General features: G+C 50.6%; 19 protein-coding genes and 1 pseudogene. 6 read left to right on the top strand and 14 right to left on the bottom strand.

The features are described 5' to 3' along the window. Positions 1–7: 7 nt before the first annotated feature. The 3 genes from GYMC10_RS06655 to GYMC10_RS06645 form a co-directional block, all read right to left on the bottom strand. On the bottom strand, positions 8–1,015 hold the full coding sequence (locus GYMC10_RS06655) for a C45 family autoproteolytic acyltransferase/hydolase (protein WP_015733846.1): 1,008 nt from the start codon (positions 1,013–1,015) through the stop codon (positions 8–10). Positions 1,016–1,145: 130 nt separating this feature from the next. After that, on the bottom strand, positions 1,146–1,628 hold the full coding sequence (locus GYMC10_RS06650; protein ID WP_015733845.1) for an SRPBCC family protein: 483 nt from the start codon (positions 1,626–1,628) through the stop codon (positions 1,146–1,148). Positions 1,629–1,694: 66 nt separating this feature from the next. Then, positions 1,695–2,012, bottom strand: coding sequence for an ArsR/SmtB family transcription factor (locus GYMC10_RS06645; protein ID WP_015733844.1), 318 nt, complete (start codon positions 2,010–2,012; stop codon positions 1,695–1,697). Positions 2,013–2,171: 159 nt separating this feature from the next. Between GYMC10_RS06645 and GYMC10_RS06640 the strand changes: the two genes are divergently transcribed. The 4 genes from GYMC10_RS06640 (at position 2,172) to GYMC10_RS06625 (ending at position 9,751) form a co-directional block, all read left to right on the top strand. Next, positions 2,172–2,990, top strand: a complete 819-nt coding sequence (locus GYMC10_RS06640) for an AraC family transcriptional regulator (protein WP_015733843.1) — start codon at positions 2,172–2,174, stop codon at positions 2,988–2,990. Between the two features lie 81 nt (positions 2,991–3,071). Continuing rightward, positions 3,072–4,037, top strand: coding sequence for a proline dehydrogenase family protein (locus tag GYMC10_RS06635; RefSeq protein WP_015733842.1), 966 nt, complete (start codon positions 3,072–3,074; stop codon positions 4,035–4,037). A gap of 173 nt (positions 4,038–4,210) precedes the next feature. Beyond that, a complete protein-coding gene (locus tag GYMC10_RS06630; RefSeq protein ID WP_015733841.1) occupies positions 4,211–7,693 on the top strand; it encodes a copper amine oxidase N-terminal domain-containing protein in 3,483 nt (1,160 codons plus the stop codon). 345 nt (positions 7,694–8,038) lie between these two features. Then, positions 8,039–9,751, top strand: a complete 1,713-nt coding sequence (locus tag GYMC10_RS06625) for a cellulase family glycosylhydrolase (protein ID WP_015733840.1) — start codon at positions 8,039–8,041, stop codon at positions 9,749–9,751. Between the two features lie 57 nt (positions 9,752–9,808). Here GYMC10_RS06625 and GYMC10_RS06620 read toward each other — a convergent pair whose 3' ends face one another. The 6 genes and pseudogenes from GYMC10_RS06620 to erm form a co-directional block, all read right to left on the bottom strand. Further along, positions 9,809–11,737: a PAS domain S-box protein gene (locus GYMC10_RS06620; RefSeq protein WP_015733839.1), complete on the bottom strand. Its 1,929-nt coding sequence runs from the start codon at positions 11,735–11,737 to the stop codon at positions 9,809–9,811. A gap of 149 nt (positions 11,738–11,886) precedes the next feature. After that, a pseudogene (locus GYMC10_RS31795) lies at positions 11,887–12,036 on the bottom strand (short-chain dehydrogenase); the annotation flags it as partial. Positions 12,037–12,141: 105 nt separating this feature from the next. Continuing rightward, positions 12,142–12,819, bottom strand: coding sequence for a CPBP family intramembrane glutamic endopeptidase (locus GYMC10_RS06615; RefSeq protein WP_015733838.1), 678 nt, complete (start codon positions 12,817–12,819; stop codon positions 12,142–12,144). Positions 12,820–12,960: 141 nt separating this feature from the next. Then, a complete protein-coding gene (locus GYMC10_RS06610) occupies positions 12,961–13,281 on the bottom strand; it encodes a thioredoxin family protein (protein WP_009595391.1) in 321 nt (106 codons plus the stop codon). Beyond that, positions 13,278–13,655, bottom strand: coding sequence for a MerR family transcriptional regulator (locus tag GYMC10_RS06605; protein WP_015733837.1), 378 nt, complete (start codon positions 13,653–13,655; stop codon positions 13,278–13,280). Before GYMC10_RS06605 ends, GYMC10_RS06610 begins: the two co-directional genes overlap by 4 nt. A 122-nt stretch (positions 13,656–13,777) precedes the next feature. After that, positions 13,778–14,650: a 23S ribosomal RNA methyltransferase Erm gene (gene erm, locus GYMC10_RS06600; protein ID WP_015733836.1), complete on the bottom strand. Its 873-nt coding sequence runs from the start codon at positions 14,648–14,650 to the stop codon at positions 13,778–13,780. Between the two features lie 349 nt (positions 14,651–14,999). On the opposite strand from erm, the gene GYMC10_RS06595 reads away from it, so the two are divergent. Then, a complete protein-coding gene (locus GYMC10_RS06595) occupies positions 15,000–15,428 on the top strand; it encodes a GNAT family N-acetyltransferase (RefSeq protein ID WP_015733835.1) in 429 nt (142 codons plus the stop codon). 46 nt (positions 15,429–15,474) lie between these two features. Here the strand turns inward: GYMC10_RS06595 and GYMC10_RS06590 are convergent, their stop codons facing one another. The 5 genes from GYMC10_RS06590 to rlmD all read right to left on the bottom strand — a co-directional run bounded on the left by GYMC10_RS06590 (position 15,475) and on the right by rlmD (position 19,130). Next, positions 15,475–15,861 carry an iron chaperone gene (locus GYMC10_RS06590; RefSeq protein WP_015733834.1) on the bottom strand — a complete coding sequence of 129 codons (387 nt, stop codon included), beginning with the start codon at positions 15,859–15,861 and terminating at the stop codon, positions 15,475–15,477. A gap of 24 nt (positions 15,862–15,885) precedes the next feature. Next, entirely contained in the window at positions 15,886–16,146 is a 261-nt protein-coding gene (locus GYMC10_RS32890) for a hypothetical protein (protein WP_015733833.1), read from the bottom strand. After that, a complete protein-coding gene (locus GYMC10_RS32885) occupies positions 16,143–16,424 on the bottom strand; it encodes a hypothetical protein (RefSeq protein ID WP_015733832.1) in 282 nt (93 codons plus the stop codon). Before GYMC10_RS32885 ends, GYMC10_RS32890 begins: the two co-directional genes overlap by 4 nt. 255 nt (positions 16,425–16,679) lie before the next feature. After that, positions 16,680–17,255, bottom strand: a complete 576-nt coding sequence (locus tag GYMC10_RS06575; protein WP_015733831.1) for a 50S ribosomal protein L25 — start codon at positions 17,253–17,255, stop codon at positions 16,680–16,682. A 276-nt stretch (positions 17,256–17,531) separates the two neighbouring features. Beyond that, the gene (gene rlmD, locus GYMC10_RS06570) at positions 17,532–19,130 is read right to left on the bottom strand and encodes a 23S rRNA (uracil(1939)-C(5))-methyltransferase RlmD (RefSeq protein ID WP_015733830.1); all 1,599 of its coding nucleotides are present in this window, start codon (positions 19,128–19,130) and stop codon (positions 17,532–17,534) included. 235 nt (positions 19,131–19,365) lie between these two features. Here rlmD and GYMC10_RS06565 point away from each other — a divergent pair, with 235 nt between their 5' ends. Further along, complete coding sequence (locus GYMC10_RS06565; RefSeq protein WP_015733829.1) at positions 19,366–20,139, top strand: sporulation protein; 774 nt, start codon at positions 19,366–19,368, stop codon at positions 20,137–20,139. Positions 20,140–20,148 lie beyond the last annotated feature (9 nt).

Below are 20,148 nucleotides of genomic sequence, written 5' to 3'. Positions count from 1 at the left end.
CCTCATATCAATCGATATGTCCCGTCAACGCCGCTTCGGGGATATCTTGTCCCCGGATCCACTCCCTGAACGAAAAATCAAGCACGCCGCCCTGAGCAAGCGAGGTCATGACCCTTCCATTTTCGAAGGCGTACGAAAAGGTATGCAGCGTTCCGAACAAATCGTCGTAATCCGTAAAAAACAACGGGGACTTTGGATCCTTAAACAAACCGAAAGCCTCGGTTTGGGTTAACCGTTCCGCATCCAGGCTGTCGAGGTAACGTTTACGCCGCAGGGAATGCTCGATGGCAGGCCTGTTTTTGCCCGTCAACGCCTCATAATGGTTAACGCAGGCGATTGCCGCCTCCCCGCCCATACGGGGAATCACTTGGTCCGGGCTTGCCTCGACAACGGCCATGTTGCCCCGTGCATCTCCTATTGAAAAGTTATAACAAGCCGCATGGGGAATATGGCGCAGCATATAAGACGCTTCTTCTGCCGTGCCGCACGATTCCAGTATCATCCGAACGCCGACCCAAGGCGACAGTCCCGTCCGGTATCCGTCAAAGCTGACAAAATGCAGCCCGGCGGCAAGCCCTTGCTCATTCACCCCGTCATGCCTGCCTATGGCCTGCAAATTATAGCCCGCGGTTGCCAGGCCTTGATCGGCTTGAGCCACAGTAAAATAACCATCGTAAAACGCAGGCGTAAAATCGTAATTTCTTACGTAATACGAAGCCGTGATCATCGCCGAGCAGCCCATGGCCGCGATTTTCGGGACGTCGTATCCGCCCAGAAGCGCCGCGGTTTTGGGAAAGGACATTTCCAAACCTTCCGACAGTCCTTCAAGCTCCGTTAGCAGCTGCGGGGCAAACTCATTATAGATGCTCTTCAGCTGTTCCGTGTCGATCTCCGGTTTGGTGGCCGCTTCGAAAGCTTTCAATATGGGCTGATTTCGCAGGCTGCGGCCCAGCTTAAGCCCGTTATAATAGTTATCTTCTCTAAGCTGCAAGATGTTTACCTTGTAATCCGGCATTTTGATCCCTCCACCCAGACGGTAGTCCATATGGGAATATATCCCTCATCCGATTATAGATGGAATTCAATCTCCTTCCAATAAAAAAAGCTCCAACCCCGCATGTTTGCATGCTGGGAAGGAGCAAAATTTATGCTCGGGGCAATTGTTCAAATACGTGAACGTATTGCTCGTATTTTTCGGACCAGGCGTCTTTGCGCGATTCAAGCGTCCTGCCATCCAGCAGTGCCTCAATGACGTCCAGGCATACGTCCCAACCGGCAATATCCTTCGGCGTATGATCCGTGATGTTCGTTATCGTCTCGATCAACACCAGACGGCAGCCTTCGGCCTCGGGATGCAGCTCAAAACGCACCCGGTCCTCTCCCCACGTATACTCCAGTACCGATAACTCCCGATAGTCCGTAATCTCAAACTCTTCGAACGTTCCGTCCTGCATGTCAAAGGTAATTCTTCCGCCTTGGCGCAAATCCTCCACCTTCAGCTCCGAAAACCACTGCTTCAGCTTGTCATTATCCGTCAGATAGGACCACACCTTCTCAACCGAATGCTTCAGGCGGCGTTCAAATCGGACGGTCGTTCCGAACTCGTCTTGCCGTACAACAGCCAGCATCACTCATCCTCCTCATGGAATGTTTGATTCAAAAATGGTTCATCCAATCTGGCGGCCTTAGGATGATTACGGAGCTTCATCCTCATCCAGCAGCCTCTCCAGATCATCCAGCTTGTTCGTCCAGAACTGCCGATAGGGCTCCAGCCAGTCGTGGATCTCCTCCAGAGGCTTGGCATTCAGGCTGTACACATGCCTCTGTGCTTCTTTCCGCAGCGAGACAAGGCCTGCATCCCGCAAAATGCGCAGATGTTTGGACACGCCGGGTTGGCTGAGCTGCATGAGATCTACAATCTCCCCCACCGTACACTCTTTCACGCGCAGGTAGTCCAATATCGTCCTGCGGTTCGGCTCTGCCAATACTTCAAAAAGGTTATCGTTCAACATGTTTATTATATTACTATACAGTTATATTTCCGTAAAGTTATATAATAGGCTCACGCCGTCTTTGAACAAACATAACGACTTCTTTATAATGTAGCTATTGATGTCCGGTTTTAACACGGTAATACGGGAATGCCCCAGTCAAAAAGAGGAGTGACGAAAATGCCCGATATTATATTTTTGCGCGACCCTGATCTGCCGTTTTTGGAAATCAAACAATGCGATGCTTGGGATCATCTGGCCTACAAAAAGCATTTTCACGAAGAAATCTCCATTGGTCTCATTGAGCAAGGGGCTACCCGCATATGGTCTGCCGGGAAACGGTATGAGGCTGCTCAGGGACATATTGTGCATTTTCCGCCGCTGCTCCCTCATGCTTGCCACCCCGAGAATCCCGCCGACTGGAAATATACGATGATTTTTATCCATCCCCGGTGGCTCGACCCTGCGCCTGCCCGCTATCATCCCTCCCAATCCGATATGCCCATCCTGCTGCCGAAATATCAAAACGATCGCTGCCGAAATCTGGTTCATTCCTGCAGAACAGGGCTTCAGCAAAAAGCCACTCCATTGGAGATTGAATCCATGCTGATGGCATTAATGCGGGAAACGGGCCTGCTTCAGGAGGAAAGCGCCTCGGTGCCTGGCGGCAATGTGCCTGAATCCCCGGCTATGCTGCGAGCGAAGAAGTATTTGGATCATCATTATAAAGATCGCATTACACTCGATACCCTGCAGGACATATCCGGGATCAGCAAATTCCACCTCATTCGGATGTTTACGGAAACCTATCATCTTGCTCCGCATGCCTACCAAAATTTATTGCGCATCAATTATGCGAAAGAGCAGCTGTTACAGGGGAAGACCATCGCCGACGTTGCTGCCGAGTCCGGGTTTTACGATCAGAGCCATTTCACGAGAGCTTTTGCCGGGTGCGTTGGGACAACGCCTCTTCGGTATGCGAAAGCAGCGTCATCTTAAACTAACCGCAATTTTATACAATACCGCCTCGCGCAGACGCTGATAGAATTATGAAGATCCCAATGTTGCGAGGTGTTTAACTTGAACGATTCTTTATCTGAACGGGATTTTGCCGACGCTCTGAAGTCAGTTGCCCGTAACCTGCAGCTCAAACAATACGTCCGGCAATCGGCCGAATGGTATCCGATCCTGCTGCGTGCAGCCGAGCGTTTTGTCGCGGGAGACGTGCTGGAGCGAGGTTTGTTCTGCCGGGATGCACTGGATGCCCGAGGTTATCGGACTTCGCTGGAATATATCGGGGAGAACACCCTGACCGAAGCCGAATGTACACAGGCTTTCCTGGAGTTCTCCCGTTTAATCGAAGCCTGCTCGAATGGCCGGCCGGGCACCCGTATTTCGCTCGACCTGTCCCATATCGGATTATCGGTAGACGGGGATTTGGCTTATCGGCATCTTGAAGGGCTTGCCTGCCAAGCGGAGGAAGCCGGTTTGGAGCTGGTCATCAGCATGGAGGAGTCTGCCAAAACGGATGCCATCCTTGCGCTGCATCGCAAAATATCGGCCCGGTTCGCGAATGTCGGCATCACGCTGCAAGCCCAGCTACCCCGAAGCCTGGAAGATCTCGAACAAATTCTTACCTACGGTTCCGGCACGATCCGCATCGTAAAAGGCGCCTATCAGGAACAAGAGGGGCACTATATTCCTCGTTCCGAGACGCTTACCTCTAGGCATATTCAATTGGTGGATTTATGCGTTCAGGCAGGCAGGCCGGTATCGGTCGCCACTCATGATGAACGTATCCTGCGGCATATGACCCGCAACGAAGTGTATCGCGGCGCAGCCGTCGAAATTGAAATGCTGTATGGCATACGAACGGACTTTGCCAAGCAACTGAAAGACGACGGCTTCCCCGTCCGAATCTACCTGACATACGGCGAGGAGTGGTTCCTGTACTTGTGCCACCGAATCGCCGAGTACCCGCCGAATATCTATGACGCGGTGACCCGGTCGATCGCAGGCGGCACCGAACCCATTACCCAATATTGATCAACAATAACGAGGGAAGAAACAGCAAATATTTGCTGTTTCTTCCCTTATTTATGATCTGGTACTAAAAAATATTTTCGGAATGCCGATGTAATAGTTGAAACTTTATTATGAACGAATGCGTCATATTGTAGAGGAAAATAATAACAAAGCGAATTCAGGAGGTTGAGCGTGTGAAAAGAATATGGACTGCCTTGCTAGCAGCTATACTGTTAATTCCCATGACATTCCAATCGCAGGCCCAGGCGGCAGTGAACATCAGCGTCTTGATTGATGGCGTCAAGCTGTATACGCCTCAAGCACCTGTCATGATCCAGGGGCGCGTCATGCTTCCGATGCGATCCATCTTCGAAGCCTTGGACGCATCGGTCAAATGGAATCAAAAGACGAAAACCGTCACGGCGGTCAAGGATGGCACAACCGTCATCCTAAAAATCAACTCCAAGACGGCCACCATCAATAACAAGACGGTAGCGCTGGATGTACCGGCGAAGAACTTAAAAGGCAACACCATGGTGCCGGTCCGCTTCGTAAGCGAAGCCCTTGGCCAAAAAATCGGCTGGAATTCCAAAACGAAAACCGTTACCGTCACCACGACGAACAATTCCGGCGGCGGTGGAAATACTACTGGCATCGTGCCGGTGAATTATGTGACTCTTCGGGACATCGGCAATGCCGGAGACGGCCGCGATTTGCAGGTCAGCTTCTCCAAATCGTCGACCGAATCTTTAATCTCGCATTACCGCGTCATGATTGTGAAGCAGTCCAAGACATTGAACCAAACCGAGGCACAGCGAGTATCCTCCGCTGCTTACGCCACGGTATATCCGTCCGGCTCGGATCCGACGCTGACCCTTACATCCGGCTCAAAGGATGTGGACGGTGACCTTATCCGCGATAATCAAGCTTATAAAGCTTATGTATTGGCAGTCAGCAAAACTGGCGGCACGTATGCCCTTTCCTCGGCTTCCCCGTCGTTGACGCTGACTAACACCAATTCGGTGAACGGAGCAACCAACGTAAAAGCGAGCGATGTGAGCGACTACGGCGATGGCCGTGATCTTCAGGTCAGCTTCACGCGCGCTCAGAGCGAGAGCAATGTAAGCAACTACCGCGTGTTTGTCGTAAAAACGAAGGATGCAGCTAACTTCAACCTGGCGGCAGCCAAGTCTGTATCCAGCCAAAATTACTCAACGGTAAGCAAAACTAGCACGACGAACACAACGCTGACCACGACGCTGAGCTCTTCCGCCCGCGATACTTCAGGCGAGCTCATTCGCAGCGGAGTCGCTTACACCGTATTCATTCAGTCTGTCAGCAGCAACGAGAGCGTGCTTGCAAGCAACCTCTCCTCCGGTTCGGCCAGCATCACCCTCAGCACGGGGAATACAACGGTTCCTTTCATCACGCAGGTAACGGATATCGGCGATGCCGGTGATGGCCGCGATCTGCGCGTAAGCTTCAACAAGGTATCCAACGAATCCAGCATTCATTCTTATCGCGTGTTTGTCGTAAAGGACAGCAGTTATAGCAGCTTCAACCTAAGCAGAGCCAACACGGCTTCCAGCTACAACTACTATACCCATGTCAACAAAACCGGCAATAACATCACGAACCTGACGCTGTCATCGGGCGCCAGAGACGTGGATGGAGCAACGATTCGCAACGGCGTGTACTATCGCGTATTCGTCATGGCGGTGGACAACAATAACGCCAATAACAACGTACTGTCCGCTCCATCGAGCTCCATCATTTTGAGTTCCAGCTACAATGTGGGCGCGGTTACCAGCCTGTCCGTCACCGACGTGAACAACTACAATGACGGTCGCGACATGCAGGTGTCATTCTATCGCCCGTCCGATCAATCGAATATTAGCCATTACCAGGTCTTCGTTGTCAAATCATCGAATAGTTATTTTGATCTGTACAGGGCAAACAATTTAAGCAGCTATTATTATACGCAAATCAGCAAGAACAACAGCAGCAGCAACTACATGTCGCAAGTGCTGAATTCAGGCAGCCGCGATATTGACGGAGAACTGATTCGCAACGGGGTCAGCTATCGCGTTTATGTCCTGTCCGTAGGATATTCGACCAGTAACAATGCATTATCTGACTATGCTTCCATTACGCTTGGGAACGCCAATCAGAACGTTAACCCTGTTTCCACGCCGTCCCTGACGCTAAACGGCAATAACGGAAACGGAAGCGACCTGAGAGTCACCTTCAGTCCTGCTTATGGCGAAAGCTACATCGACCATTACCGGGTGATCGTCGTAAAGTCAAACAAAAGCCTGAACGTGTCGCAAGCTTACAGCAACGGGTATTACACGTTGGTTAACAAAACCGGCGGTACCATCACTCGGGATTTGGCTAACACGACCAAGGATAGCGATGGAGACCTCATTCAAAGAGGTCAAAGCTACCGCGTGTATGTCTTGTCTGTAGGCAACAGCTATTCGAATTACAGCAACGCGCTTTCGTCGGTCTCTAGTGCGGTTACGATTCAAGGCGTGACCCAGGTAGCGGCAGTAACGAACGTTACGGCAGCGGATGTGGGAGACAATAATAACGCAAGCGACTTGAAAGTATCATTCACCAAAGCCCCAAATGAAGCCAACATCAAAGAATACCGAATCATGGTCGTAAAGCAAGCCAATGCTGGCAGCTTTACTGTAGCTCAAGCTAACAATGTAGGTAATGACAACTATGATAGTGTAACGGTCGGTACCGATTTCAGTAAAGCTCTGAGACCTGAAACAAGAGACGTCGAAGGTCAGCCGATTCGCAATTCGGTGGATTATCAAGTATTCGTACTGTCCGTAAGCAATAATGGCTCCATAAGCAATGCCCTGTCGGCACCATCGGCGCCTATCAAGCTTACGGGTACGGCCGTCACGGTTCCTTCGGATGTATATGCCGGGATTGAAAGCACCAACGGGAATGCCAGTGATATTGTTGTTAAGTTCTCGTCCGCAACAGGAAGCGTTGAAGAATACCGGATCATGGTGGTACCAGAAACCAAAAAATTTGGTGATTATGAAGCAGATAAAGTACTTCCCGGAAACTACACTGTAGTCGATGTCGATACAAGACTAAATCAATATGTGAAAAACTTGGAGGCTACAGCAAAAGACGTCAATGGTGCAGCCATTGCCTCTGGTCATAAGTACAGAGTCTACATTCTGGTAGTTGCCGACGGCACAACCTCTACCACCAACGCACTGTCCGATTCATCTGGTTTGTTTACGATCCCGAACCCGATCCAAACCACGGCCGTCACAGCCAAACTGGATGCAAACGGGAAGCTTCAAGTCGATTTCAAGAGGGCGATCGATGAGCGAGGCATTACGGCTTACCGCCTGTTGTTTGTAGAGGAAGACAACATCAAGACCTTTACTCTTAAAGCAGCAACGGACGCCGCTGCCAAAGAAGATAAGAATGCAACAATAAAACCGGATGGCAAAGATGTCTCGACCCTCATCGATATCCCTGCTAAGGATGCCCTGGGTAAAGACATTAAAGACAATGCGAAGTACGCCGTTTATGTCCTGTCCGTGCAATCCCAGGATAAGAAACTTGCTTCGAGCGCACAATCCGCAACGCCTCTATCCGAAGCGTCCAAAACGCTTGTTGTATTAAAGAAAACGCCTTAATCCAAGGTGCATCAAAATAAGCTTTAACATGAGAGCCGTTCCCTCATCACTAAGACGATGAGGTACGGCTCTTTTTTTATCCGCTTCTTCCATCAAGCCCCCATTTTCAGAACTCCTTGCATCTCATAACTAATTTCCACATGATTTTAAGATGAATTATCCGGGTACTTCCCCATGGAAAAATATGATAATTTATTATTAGAAAGCGCTTTCAAAAATATCATTTGGAGGTGAATCCTAACCTTAATAGCCAATGTTGCAGCTAGGTCCTCAACAACGGATAACGGTTATTGAATGAATCTAGTGAAAATACCGCTTCACAACTTCAAAACAAAGGAGATGCTAATGATAAACCTCAATAAGAAATCCATCTGTTCCTTGGTTCTCATCGTTTCTCTGGTCATCTCATTGTTCCCTTCATACGCATCCGCAGCGAAACACGAACATCCAAAGCATCCAAAGAAAAATCTCCAAGCCTACGTCAATGATATGCAGCCCGGCTGGAACCTGGGTAATTCGCTGGATGCCGTGGGAGCTGACGAGACGGCATGGGGAAATCCGCGCATCACCAAAGCGCTGATCGACCAAATTGCGGCACAGGGATATAAGAGCATCCGCATTCCGGTAACCTGGAGACATCACATCGGCAGCGCACCGAGTTATGCCATCGACGCCTCTTACATGGACCGGGTCGAGGAGGTTGTCGATTGGGCGCTGGACGCCGATCTGTACGTCATGATCAACGTCCATCACGATTCGTGGCTGTGGATCAGCCATATGGAGAACAACCGCAACGAGGTCGTTGCCAAGTACAACGCCGTATGGACTCAAGTTGCCCAGCGCTTCCGCACCCATTCGAACAAGCTGATGTTTGAAAGCGTCAACGAACCCCGCTTCTCGGATGGCGGGACCACCGACGAGTCCAAAGCCTTTCAGATGCTGGATGAGCTTCAAACGTCGTTCCATCGGATCGTCCGCGGATCTGGAGCACGCAATGCAACCCGGCCGCTTGTGCTCTCTACCCTTGAGGCATCCCCGACTCAAGCTAGAATGAACGAGCTGTACAACACCATGACCAAGCTGAATGATGCCAATCTCATCGCCACCGTCCATTATTATGGATTTTGGCCGTTCAGCGTGAACATCGCGGGGTATACCCGTTTTGAGACGGATACCCGAAACGATATCGATCAGACGTTCAACCATGTATATGACACCTTTATCGCTAGAGGGATTCCCGTTATCCTTGGCGAATACGGGCTGCTTGGCTTCGATCAAAGCACAGGGGTCATTGAGCAGGGCGAGAAACTGAAGTTCTTCGAATATCTGACCCATTATCTCAAACAGAAGAACATTACCCATATGTTATGGGACAATGGCCAGCACTTTAAGCGAACCGCCTTCACCTGGTCCGATCCGGAGCTGTACAATATCATGAAGGCTGGTTGGAGCGGACGTTCTTCCACGGCTGATACCGATCTGATTTTTGTGAAAAAAGGAGCGGCTGTCCAGGATCAAAGCATCCCATTGAACTTGAACGGCAACGCATTGGCCGAAATCCGCTCTAACGGACAGCGGTTAGTCGCCGGGCAGGATTATACCCTAAACGGAAATGAGATTACGTTTACATCCAGCCTGCTGTCCAGGCTGACTTCATCCGGACAATTCGGAGTGAATGCCGTACTGACGGCCAAGTTCAACCGAGGCGCGGACTGGAACTTCAGGGTTGTTTATCATGATGCGCCTGTGCTGCGCAGCACGCAGGGAACCACTGATTCGTTCAGCATTCCCGCGACGTTTAACGGGGATCAGCTGGCCACGATGGAGGCTGTTTACGCATCGGGAGGCAATGCAGGGCCGCAGGACTGGACCTCCTTCAAGGAATTTGAATACACGTTTTCCCCATCCTACGCAAGCCATGAAATCAAGCTTAAACCTGTCTTTTTTAACGAGGTCAGAGACGGAGAAGTCATCCTCAAGTTTCATTTCTGGAGCGGCGAGGTCATTATCTACAACCTAACGAAGAACGGCAGCGGCGTGACCGGCAGCACCTCTTAGGTTATGCTGCATGGGAATAACAAAAGCTCAAGTGAAATCACTTGAGCTTTTGTCTATTTAGGCTTGCGCAATATTTCGTTCAGCCAGAAACCTATCGATAATGGCCGAGATGACATTCAAGCTGACAGGCTTGCTGACATACTCATCCATGCCCATTCCTAAATATTTCTCGCGATCCCCCTTGATCGCATGGGCCGTCACGGCCACGATATAAGGTTGATGATCGGGCGGGGCCGATTCCTTAATGAGCTGGACCGCTTCCATGCCATCCATGAAGGGCATCTGTATATCCATGAACACCATGTCATACGGATATCGCTTAAAGGCCTCTACCGCCTCAAGCCCATTGAGAACGGTAGTCGAATTGTACCCCAGCTTCTCAATCATCTTCTTGAGGACTAATTGGTTCACCTCATTATCCTCAGCAATCAAAATTTTCAGATCGCTGCCGTCGGAGTGATTCTCGTGAACCGTCCCGGCCTCCGGCATGTTGCCCGCGTTTGCATTAAACGAAAAATCGACCGTAAACGTAAAGACGGACCCCTGCTGATTCGGATTTCGCTCATACCAGATATCCCCGCCCATCAACTGAACGAGTTTTTTGCATATGGCCAGCCCGAGTCCCGTTCCTTCCACCTGCCGTGTCATATAATGATCCACCTGATAGAAGGGTTCGAACAGCTGCGCAATCTTCTCGCTTGGCACCCCTATGCCCGTATCCGTAACGGAGAATTGTATGAGCTTCGAGTTAGCTTGGTCCCTGACACACTGAACCGAGATCGAAACGGCACCGTTCGGCGTAAATTTAATGGCATTGCTGAGCAGGTTCATTAATACCTGCCGCAGCTTCGTCACATCCCCATAGACTTGATTCGGCACGTCGGACGCTACAGAGGTGGTCACCTCAATATTTTTGTCCAGCGCCTTCGGAAGAATCATATTCAATGTCTCGGACAGGGCCGTTCTTAAGCTGAATGTTTCCTCCACCAGCTCCGTTCTGCCCGATTCGATCTTCGAGAAATCCAAAATATCATTTATGATGTTCAGCAGGGTTGTCCCGCTCTTCTTGATGATCTGCACGTACTCCCGCTGCTCCTCATCCAGCTCGGTTTCCAGTATCAAATCCGTCATTCCGATTACGCCATTCATCGGCGTACGGATCTCATGGCTCATCATTGCCAGAAACTCGCTTTTGGCTTTATTCGTCTTCTCGGCTGCTTCCTTCTCGATGATAAGCCTTTTCTGCTCCGTCATATCCTTGGCTATAATGTAGAACCCCACATTCTTGCCATGAATGACAATGGGAGCAAGCGTCGCGAGCACTTCAACCTGATGCCCGTCCTTGTGATGGATACAGTTGATCCCCTTCTCGGCGGCAACATAATCGGCCGCAGAAGAGAGCACTCGGGCGAGATTGCGTTCGCCGATCAAATTCGAGATTTTAGTTCCGATTAACTCCGGAATCTTAAAACCCGTCAGCTGCTCCGCCATCTGGTTCCCGTTAATAATCCTGCCTTCCAGATTGAAAGAAATAATCGCATCATGGTTATACTTCTTCAGCGAGGTGTATCGCTCAATGCTCTCCTGGAGCTTCTGCTCGGCTACCTTGCTGTCGGTAATATCAACAATTTGCGAAATGAAGAATAAGGGAGTTTGATCCTGATCGTCGCGAACCAGAGAAACATGTATCGACGCCCAGATGACATTGCCGTCCTTATGTACGAGTTGTTTCTCCACCGCAATGGTTGAGGACGCCTCATCCAGGGACCGTAAAAGCTTGTCTTTATTGTTAATGCATTCAGAATAAATATAATCGGTTGCCGGCTGTGCCATCAATTCTTCGTCCGTGTAGCCAAACATTTTGCACGCCGCAGGATTTACGCTGATCCAGCTTCCTTCTATCGTAACCAGGGCAATGCCAATTGGAGCACTTTTGTAGACATGTTCAAACAGAGCCTGATGGCCGAAAATGTTGATATCACTCATACTCTGCACCTCCTGATACCGCTTATTATACATCAGCATCTTCAAAATAGGAGTTTTTTCAGAGTAATTTTATATTGCTAATCATTAGTAGAGTCATCGGTATACCATATGATAGATTTAATCCCTTGTTAGCTGAACTATGTTCCGCATTACCAAGCGATTCGTTGCCGTTCACGAAAAAAACTCCCGCTGGGTCCATCAACTTCCATCGTCGCCAGCCATACCGCCGTATCGGCCCCTTCGGCAACGGTTAACGGAGCGTCTGCTCCTCCCATATCGGTCTGAACCCGGCCCGGGCGCAGCAGCTCCTTTTTCATCGGTTTATCCGCATTTTAAAGCATCACATCATGTGAGGGTCAATCCGTCATTTTACAAGGCTATCCCGGGAGCCCGACGCCCTACACTCAAATCATCCCGAACAGCATCAAACCGATCGCATTGATCGCAAAATTGGCAAACATATGCACCATCCAGGACGCGTAAATATTGCCGTTTCGCTCATTCAGCCAGTTAAACAACAGTCCCGCCACAACCAGTCCCGCGATTAACAAGAGGAACAGTCCTACCGAGAACCAGCTGGACATCATCGCAACATGATACACGGCAAAAGCCCCGGCACTGAATACATATGCAAACCTCCGCCCGACCTGCTCCTTCAGCGTGAAAAAAGCAAATCCGCGGAAAAAGAACTCTTCCAGCAATGAATTCACGATGGATATGTAAAGGGCGACAAATACGAAATTGCCTGCATTGACACCCATATTATCCTCCAGTGCCCCTGTCACCTGGGTAAAGTCGAATAAAGGCCCCAGCCCAAAATAGGCGCCGAGTATGAAGGCGAATACGCCGAGTCCCAGCAGCAAGGACATCAGGAGACCCCTTCTCTCGAATGCGAACAGCCTGCGAAACGGAACCCCGCCGGACATGATGGCGTAGCCAATCGGCAGTGTCAGAAAGAGGATGATTTTGATGGCGGATTTGACGGCGTAATCCGGACGGATCACCGCGTCGACCAAGCTCATGGCTAGACAGCTAAATACGATGATGACCATAAGAGAAACGATTTTCCTTCTTGATCTCATTGAAAGTATCTCCTTTAAACAGGTTACATCCCTTCATCTTCTATATATTAGAGTTCGATACGCCGGGCGTAATGCCCTCTACTCCAAAAGAAAACGCCCCTGACATCACCATATCAGAGGCGTTTTCGCTATTCATTCATTTTATGATACATAACGGCCCAGCGCCGCTTGGTATACACTCTTCGGCCGGAGCCCTATCAGTTTATCTGCCGGTTCTCCGTTATGAAACACAATCACCGTCGGCATGGACATGATGCCGAATTGGGCGGCAAGCTCGGGGGATTCGTCACAATCCACCTGATAGATGTCCAGGCGACCCGCCTCCTCCCGGCTCAGCTCTTCCAGAATGGGAAGCAGCACTTTGCAGGGCGGACACCATGCGGCTCCGAATTCAACAAGCGTGACCCCGTTCTGGTTGATCGAGCTTTGAAAGCTCCCTGCGTCTAATCGTGGTAAACTCATTTGCATTCCTCCGCTTCCTCCGATTCCCGTTCATCCAGAATCGATTGCATGCGTTCCTCCAGATTCATCTTGATATGATTCAGCTGGTGAATCTGCGCTTCGATCTCTGCGATTTTTTGACGAAAAATCGGGAACACCTCCGCACAAAACGCCTCTTTGTTTTTCAGGACGCAATGCAGGAAACCGGCGATCTGCTCGGTGGTCAATCCAAGGTTTAGATATAACTGGATGGTACGCACCTGCTCTTCCGCAAGCATCGAATATTCCCGATAACCGTTCTCGTTTCGGACCGGCGTCAGCAATCCTTGCTGCTCGTAGTACCGTAGCGAACGAATGCTGACGCCGGTACGGGCCGCGAGTTCTCCGATTTTCATGCTTTCACACCTCCTGGACGAACGATTCGATTTCATTGTAAACCCTGACACTAGTGTCAGGGTCAAGAGGATTTCGCGATTTTTTTTTCAAAAAGCGAAGATTCGAAGTGTTGGCTAACGCTTCAAAGTCGCTTTCTTTTCTTGGACTTGCTACCGGCGCCCTTGCGAAGCTTCGGCCAGCGATTCGCCGGCACATGCTGGAGCATCGTATGAAAAACGGTCCCCCACTGCTCTTCGTTCAGCCGACCGATGGGGAGCTCTCGGTCCACTCTAAGCACTTTAACGAGCTTCGCCATCTGGGGAGGCGTAAACACGCCGGATAGAGCCGCAAATAACGGCAGCCGGGCATCCCGCAGCCCATAGGCGGCCAGCGCCGTAAACTTGGGCTGATGCGATGCGGCAATGAGCGGCTTCTTCCTCCGATGAATGGTCAGAATGGCTGAATCCACTTGGGGAGGCGGCGCAAAATGACGGGGCGAAACGGTCCGCACGAGCCGAATGTCGTACTGCATCCTCCAGCTGAGAATTCGCGGATCTTGAATGGGAACGGCCGTAAAACGTTTGGCTGCCCCCATCTCCACAAGCAGTACGGCCCGCTGCAGAGGGAGGCCGGGGCACTCCAAAAGCTTCCCCATGATCGGCGTAGTGATGGAATACGGAATATTGGCCACGACGGCAAATGGATTTCTCGGCAGCGGGATTTCCAGAAAATCCGACTGCTTGACGCGAATGTTGCTGCTATCCTTCATCTTGCCCAGCAGTTTATCCACAAATGCCGGATCCGTCTCGATCGCAAGCACGTGTCCTGCTTTCTCTGCAAGAGGAAGGGTTAACGCCCCTGTACCCGCGCCGATATCAAGAACGGTATCGGTGGAGCGAATCCGGGCCAAGTCGATCATATCATGAATCAGCCTTTTGCTGATTAACAGATGCTGCGCGGAAAAGTTGGACGGTTTCTTCAGCTTTTCACGATGGTTTTTATGATATTTGGACACAAAAAAGCACCTCATTCATTCGTATAGTAATGAAAAAGGCACAGCACAAATAATCCTTCGCATTTTTACATGAAAATGGATGGATGTAGATGTTCTGTACCCTCATTAACGAATACGTATGAATGCGATGCAGCACATGTCAGGACAATCCTCCTTAGATGAAACGGATAAAATAACACTGACAGTATAACATAGCTCCCCCGCGGGCTCACGGGTACATTCTGTTAAAAGGATTTTTTACCGCCGGTACATGCAACACATATGGTATGTTGAGGAGGATAGCTAGCATAACCCGTGTTCGAATCCTGCAAACACCTCGCATCCGGCATACCAGAAGGAGTAAAACGATATGAATATCTATTTCACGAATGAATCAAATGAAACCAATAGCGTGGACAAACATTACGTAAGAAACCAAATGATTGCGTATAATCTGAAGCATTTCCCTGACGATTTAAAAGGCCGTTACCAGGAAATCAACTTGTTGTTAAGGAAGGAGGACGGTCAGATTTTGGGCGGAGTCGTTGGGGAAATATGCTGGAACTGGCTGGAGATCCACTATTTGTTCGTGGATGAACCCTTCCGTCAATCGGGGTACGGCGCCAAACTGTTAAACAAGGCCGAAAACATCGCGAAGGAGAAGCAATGCGAGTTCGTTAAATTGGATACGCTGAGCTTTCAAGCCTTGGATTTTTACCTCAAGCAGGGTTACGAAGTGTATGGCAAAATCGAGAACGCCGGGCGGCATACGCACTACTATATGAAGAAAAATCTATAAGATAAAAGAAGGCAGCAAGGCTGCCTTCCCCTCCCGAGCACTTCGCCTACCTCTTCTTTTTCGCTTTGCTTTCTGCCTTCTCCAGGTTTTGCTGAACCCGATATTGGACGATTCGGCGTATCAGGTCATAAGGCAGCGGCTGATCGATCGGAAATTTCAAGGTTCCCTTGGACGCATGATATACCTTCAGCTCATCTTGGAACGCCTCGATCCCGCTGGGCGCGGGGTAAAAGCCGATATGTTTCTTGAATGCCGCAAAATGCACGAGGTTCCCGTGGAGGTCGAAGGTTGGCATCTGGTAGCTGATTTTTTCCTTGGCATGCGGGGCTGTTTCCTGTATCACACGCCTTAATTTCTGCAGAATTTCCTGGACCTCCGGTGCACAGCTCGAAATGTATTCGTCGATCGACCCGTATACGATTTTGTCATTCATCAGATATAACAGCCCTTTCGCAGGTTAATACGTTTCATAAACGAGATCCCCGTTCATTTCAAGCTTGTCATTAAACAGGACGTATATGTATAGTTGTCCGGCCGGCGTATCGCCTGCATCATACCCTAGCCGAAACGTGCCGTCCTTGTCGAAGGCAAGCTCGGATAGAACCAACTCGTTCACGTCTTCGTCGGGGTGCATCCCGGCAATCAGATCCAGCGCCCGATCGTTCAGCTCCCCAAAATTCGTCCAGGCATTCCGGATAACCGGGGACAGCCGGTTCATATCCGCTTTGGCAGAGGCCTCCGTGCTGACGGAGAGCTCCGTCTCCTTCCATTATTCTTGCTGAGATCAAGCTCCGTCAAGCTATTGGACGAGCAATCCAGCTCTTCAAGCGACGTGAAATGTTCGATCCCCTTTAGGCTTGAGTATCCATGATTTGAAAGCTGCAGCGATATAATATGTTCTACATCGCCCGCCTGAATCCGTTCACGGTTCCCGCAATAGGTTTCGAGCACATAAGCTTTGAATCGTTCATCTATGAAATCCTGGGTTATATCCATCGCGTCCTCCTTAGGGCAAGCTCCTGATCGATTCGTGCTTAACCGGGATTCCGATGTCCGACTTCCCGCAATTCCATTATAGGGTTCCGCCTTGAAAAGGTCAGGGGTCTTTCTACCTACTTCCCAGGAGAATTATGGAAGAAATTGACGGGTAAAGAGCTTTCCTCTGCCAGCGCGGATTCCGATCAAGGGCTTTAACGAAAAAAAACGGCAATGGCTTCCCGATATTCGGGAAGCCATTGCCGGCAGCAGAAGCTACATAGCCTCTGGTTGTTCCGACTGGACCTTCGGCGTTACCACCGATACAAGCAGCTCGTTGGCCGAAGAAATCGGCACGACACCATCGGGCAGCTTGAGATCCCCGACATGCAGCGAATTCCCGATCTCTAGTCTGCTGATTTCAACGGGAATCGTGGCAGGAATTTGGTCCGGGAAGGACTCGATCTCAACGAACGTGCTTTGGATTTGGACGACTCCTCCCGATTTGGCTCCTTTTGCGGTGCCGATGTAATCGAGATTCACTCTCGTCCGCACAACTTCATTTATATTGATACGTAAAAAGTCGACATGAATGTATTCACGAGTTACCGGATCACGCTGAACGGACTCCAGCAAAACCGGAATCGGCTCCCGATCTTCAAAATGAAGCTCAAGGATTCCTCCTTTGCCGTTCCGTGCCCATTTGCCGAACTCTTTGGCGGACAGTTGAATCATCATATTGTTTTCCCCTGTGCCAAATACAACCGCCGGAATTCGTCCCGAAAGACGAAGCTGCTTCAGTCCGGTTTTGTTCATCGCAGCGCGCGCTTCTGCTCGTAAATTTACTCTCATCTCAACAACACTCCTCAGATTATCGTTATTTGGGTGCACTCTCCATCGATCGTCCGTTATGAACTACGGATTTCTCCCCCCGTAGCGGGGAAATCAGGAGCACCATTGCATCACCTCCAGATAGACATTTAATGTAAAAACCTTTTATATATGCGAGAAGGCACCTCGTTCCATGGGAACGAAATGCCTAATTACTTGCTACCATATCATAGAAAGGGGGCGTTGTCGACCAAAGCGAAAATGGAAACTCGCTTACATGAAGCCATCATATGGCTTCTATGATTTCAGCTTCATCAATAGGACTGCCTCCACATGGCTGGTTTGCGGGAACATATCGACCGGCTGCGCCCATTCAAGCTCGTAGCCGCCGTCCAGAAGCACCTTGCAATCTTTGGCCAAGGTCGAAGGGTTGCAGGATACGTATACAAACCGCTTCGGCTTGGTGCGGAGCACCGTTTCCAGGAAGCGCGGGTCCAGGCCGGTGCGCGGCGGGTCGGCAATGATGACGTCCGGCTTCATGCCCTCCTTGACCCAGCGCGGCAGCAGCTCTTCGGCTTGGCCGACGTGGAAGCTGGCGTTAGCCCTTCCGTTCCGCTGAGCATTCGCCTTGGCGTCCTCGACGGCTTCGGGAATCGTCTCGATTCCGCGCACCTCCTTGGCATACGGCGCAAGCCACAGACCGATCGTGCCGGTGCCGCAGTAGGCGTCGATGACGGTTTCCTTCCCGGTCAGCCCCGCTGCCGCCCGGACCGACTCGTACAGCTTGACCGTCTGCTGCGGATTCAGCTGGAAGAACGCTCTCGGCGACAGCGAGAATTGCAGGTCGCTCAGCGATTCCTGCATGCTCTCGGCGCCCCATAGCGAGACCGTCCGGTCTCCGAAGATGAGCGAGGTTTTCTTCGGATTGATATTGAGTGAAATTCCGCTTACCTCCGGAATGGTAAGGCGCAGCATACGAACGAGATCGTCCTGCCTTGGCAGCTTGCTTCCAGCCGTGATCAGCGTCACCTGCACTTCCCCGGATTGAAAGCCGTGACGGACTACGATCGTCCGTACCCCATCCTTGGCACCATTCTCCTTATAAAGCGGAATCCGCAATTCCTCAAGTACGGATTTGACCTTCTCCACCGTTTCATTGACCTTCGGATGCTGAATCGGGCAGCCGCTGATATCCACAATCGTATGGCTGTCCGCTTCATAGAGCCCTGCGATCACTTCATGTCCCTTCCGCTTCAGCTGCAGCTGCGCTTTGTTCCGGTAGTCCCATGGATGCTCCATCCCGAGAATCGGCTTAAACTTGACATCGTCCAATCCCACGTAGCGGCTGAACGCCTCGCGCACGATATCCGTCTTCGCCTGCAGCTGTCCCTCATAGGAAATATGCTGAATTTGGCATCCGCCGCAGATGCCGAATACCGGGCAAGGGGGCTCTATCCGGTGAGGCGAACGCTTCTCCACTTCCAGCAGCTGCGCCTTGATAAATCTAGGCTGAACCTCCCTCACCTCGGCTTTGACCACCTCATTCGTGATCGCTCCATCGATAAACACCGCCTTGCGGCGGTAGTAACCCACTCCCTCGCCGTTAATGCCGAGGCGTTTAATCGTAACGACAATCACGTCCCCGGCCTGCAGCTCATCCGCATGCTCGCGTCCGGATGACGGCTTCGGTCCGCGTACCCCTTGCTTATATTGATCCGCTCGTCTCCCCTTCGCATGCGGGGATACCGACGACGAATTGCTGTTCTTCATACGGTCACGTTGAAAAGTCGGCTTCGCCCCTGCTTTGTTCGCTGCAGTCCGCTCACCCGGCTTCTTCCCGTATGCCGCTGATTTGCTGTTGTTGGTTCCTTGTCCGGAACGCCGTTGTTCACTCATGCCTTGATTGCTCCATCCTTAATGGTATCGTGTCCAATATACCATGCCGGACCCGCGAATGCGAACGAGCCATGTACTTTTTCCCGGTGTCATACGGGGATTCTTTCGCTTCATTGGCGCCAACATCTTGACTCCGCAAAAAAACCCAAAAAAATATTTTTTCGATATGGAAACCAGAGACGATCCTCCAGCGTATAATTCCATTATCATACATTCTCTTATGGAGGTATCTTTTATGTCGTTTTTTAACAAAATGCTAGCCAGTGTAGGAATTGGAGCCGCCCAGATCGATACGCACCTCGAAAAATCCTCCTATTATCCGGGTGAAGAAGTACGCGGAATCATTCACATTAAGGGAGGCAACGTAGAGCAGACGGTCGACCGCATCTATTTGAAACTGATGACGGAATATACCAGGGAAAGCGACGACAAGAAATACATAGAATCCTATACCATTGCAAAAGTCAACGTCTCAAGCCGCCTCACCTTGAAGCCTGGCGATCAGCAGGAAATTCCGTTCGCCTTTCCTCTGCCGCTGGAAACGCCGCTCACCATTTCGCGCCAGCCGGTATGGATCCACACCGGACTCGATATCGATAATGCCATCGATCCGAAGGACCGCGATTTCATCGACGTCGAGCCGAACGAGGACGCATCCATTGTGTTCGATGCCGTTGAATCGCTTGGCTTCAGCTTCAAAATAGCAACATGCGAATATCATCCGCGGCTCGGCCAGGGTGTTCCATTCGTGCAGGAAATTGAATTTTATCCCGGCTCCTCCTATGCCGGTCATATCAAAGAGCTTGAATTGATCCTCTATCCGGAGCAGGAGGGGATTTCCATCCTGGTCGAAGTCGACCGGAGAGGCAGAGGCGTTTCAGGCTGGCTCCAGCGTTCGCTCGATATGGATGAACAGCACTCCTGGGTAACCCTCGACAAGCAGGATCTGGCCCAAGGTCCATCCCACGTGGCCCAAATTCTGGACCGTGTCATCCGCAGATCGATCTAATGAACAATG

This window comes from Paenibacillus sp. Y412MC10 (assembly GCF_000024685.1).
Classification (GTDB): domain Bacteria; phylum Bacillota; class Bacilli; order Paenibacillales; family Paenibacillaceae; genus Paenibacillus_AQ; species Paenibacillus_AQ lautus_A.
Note: the sequence above shows the minus strand (reverse complement) of the source record. Positions and strands in the feature narration are given on the sequence as shown.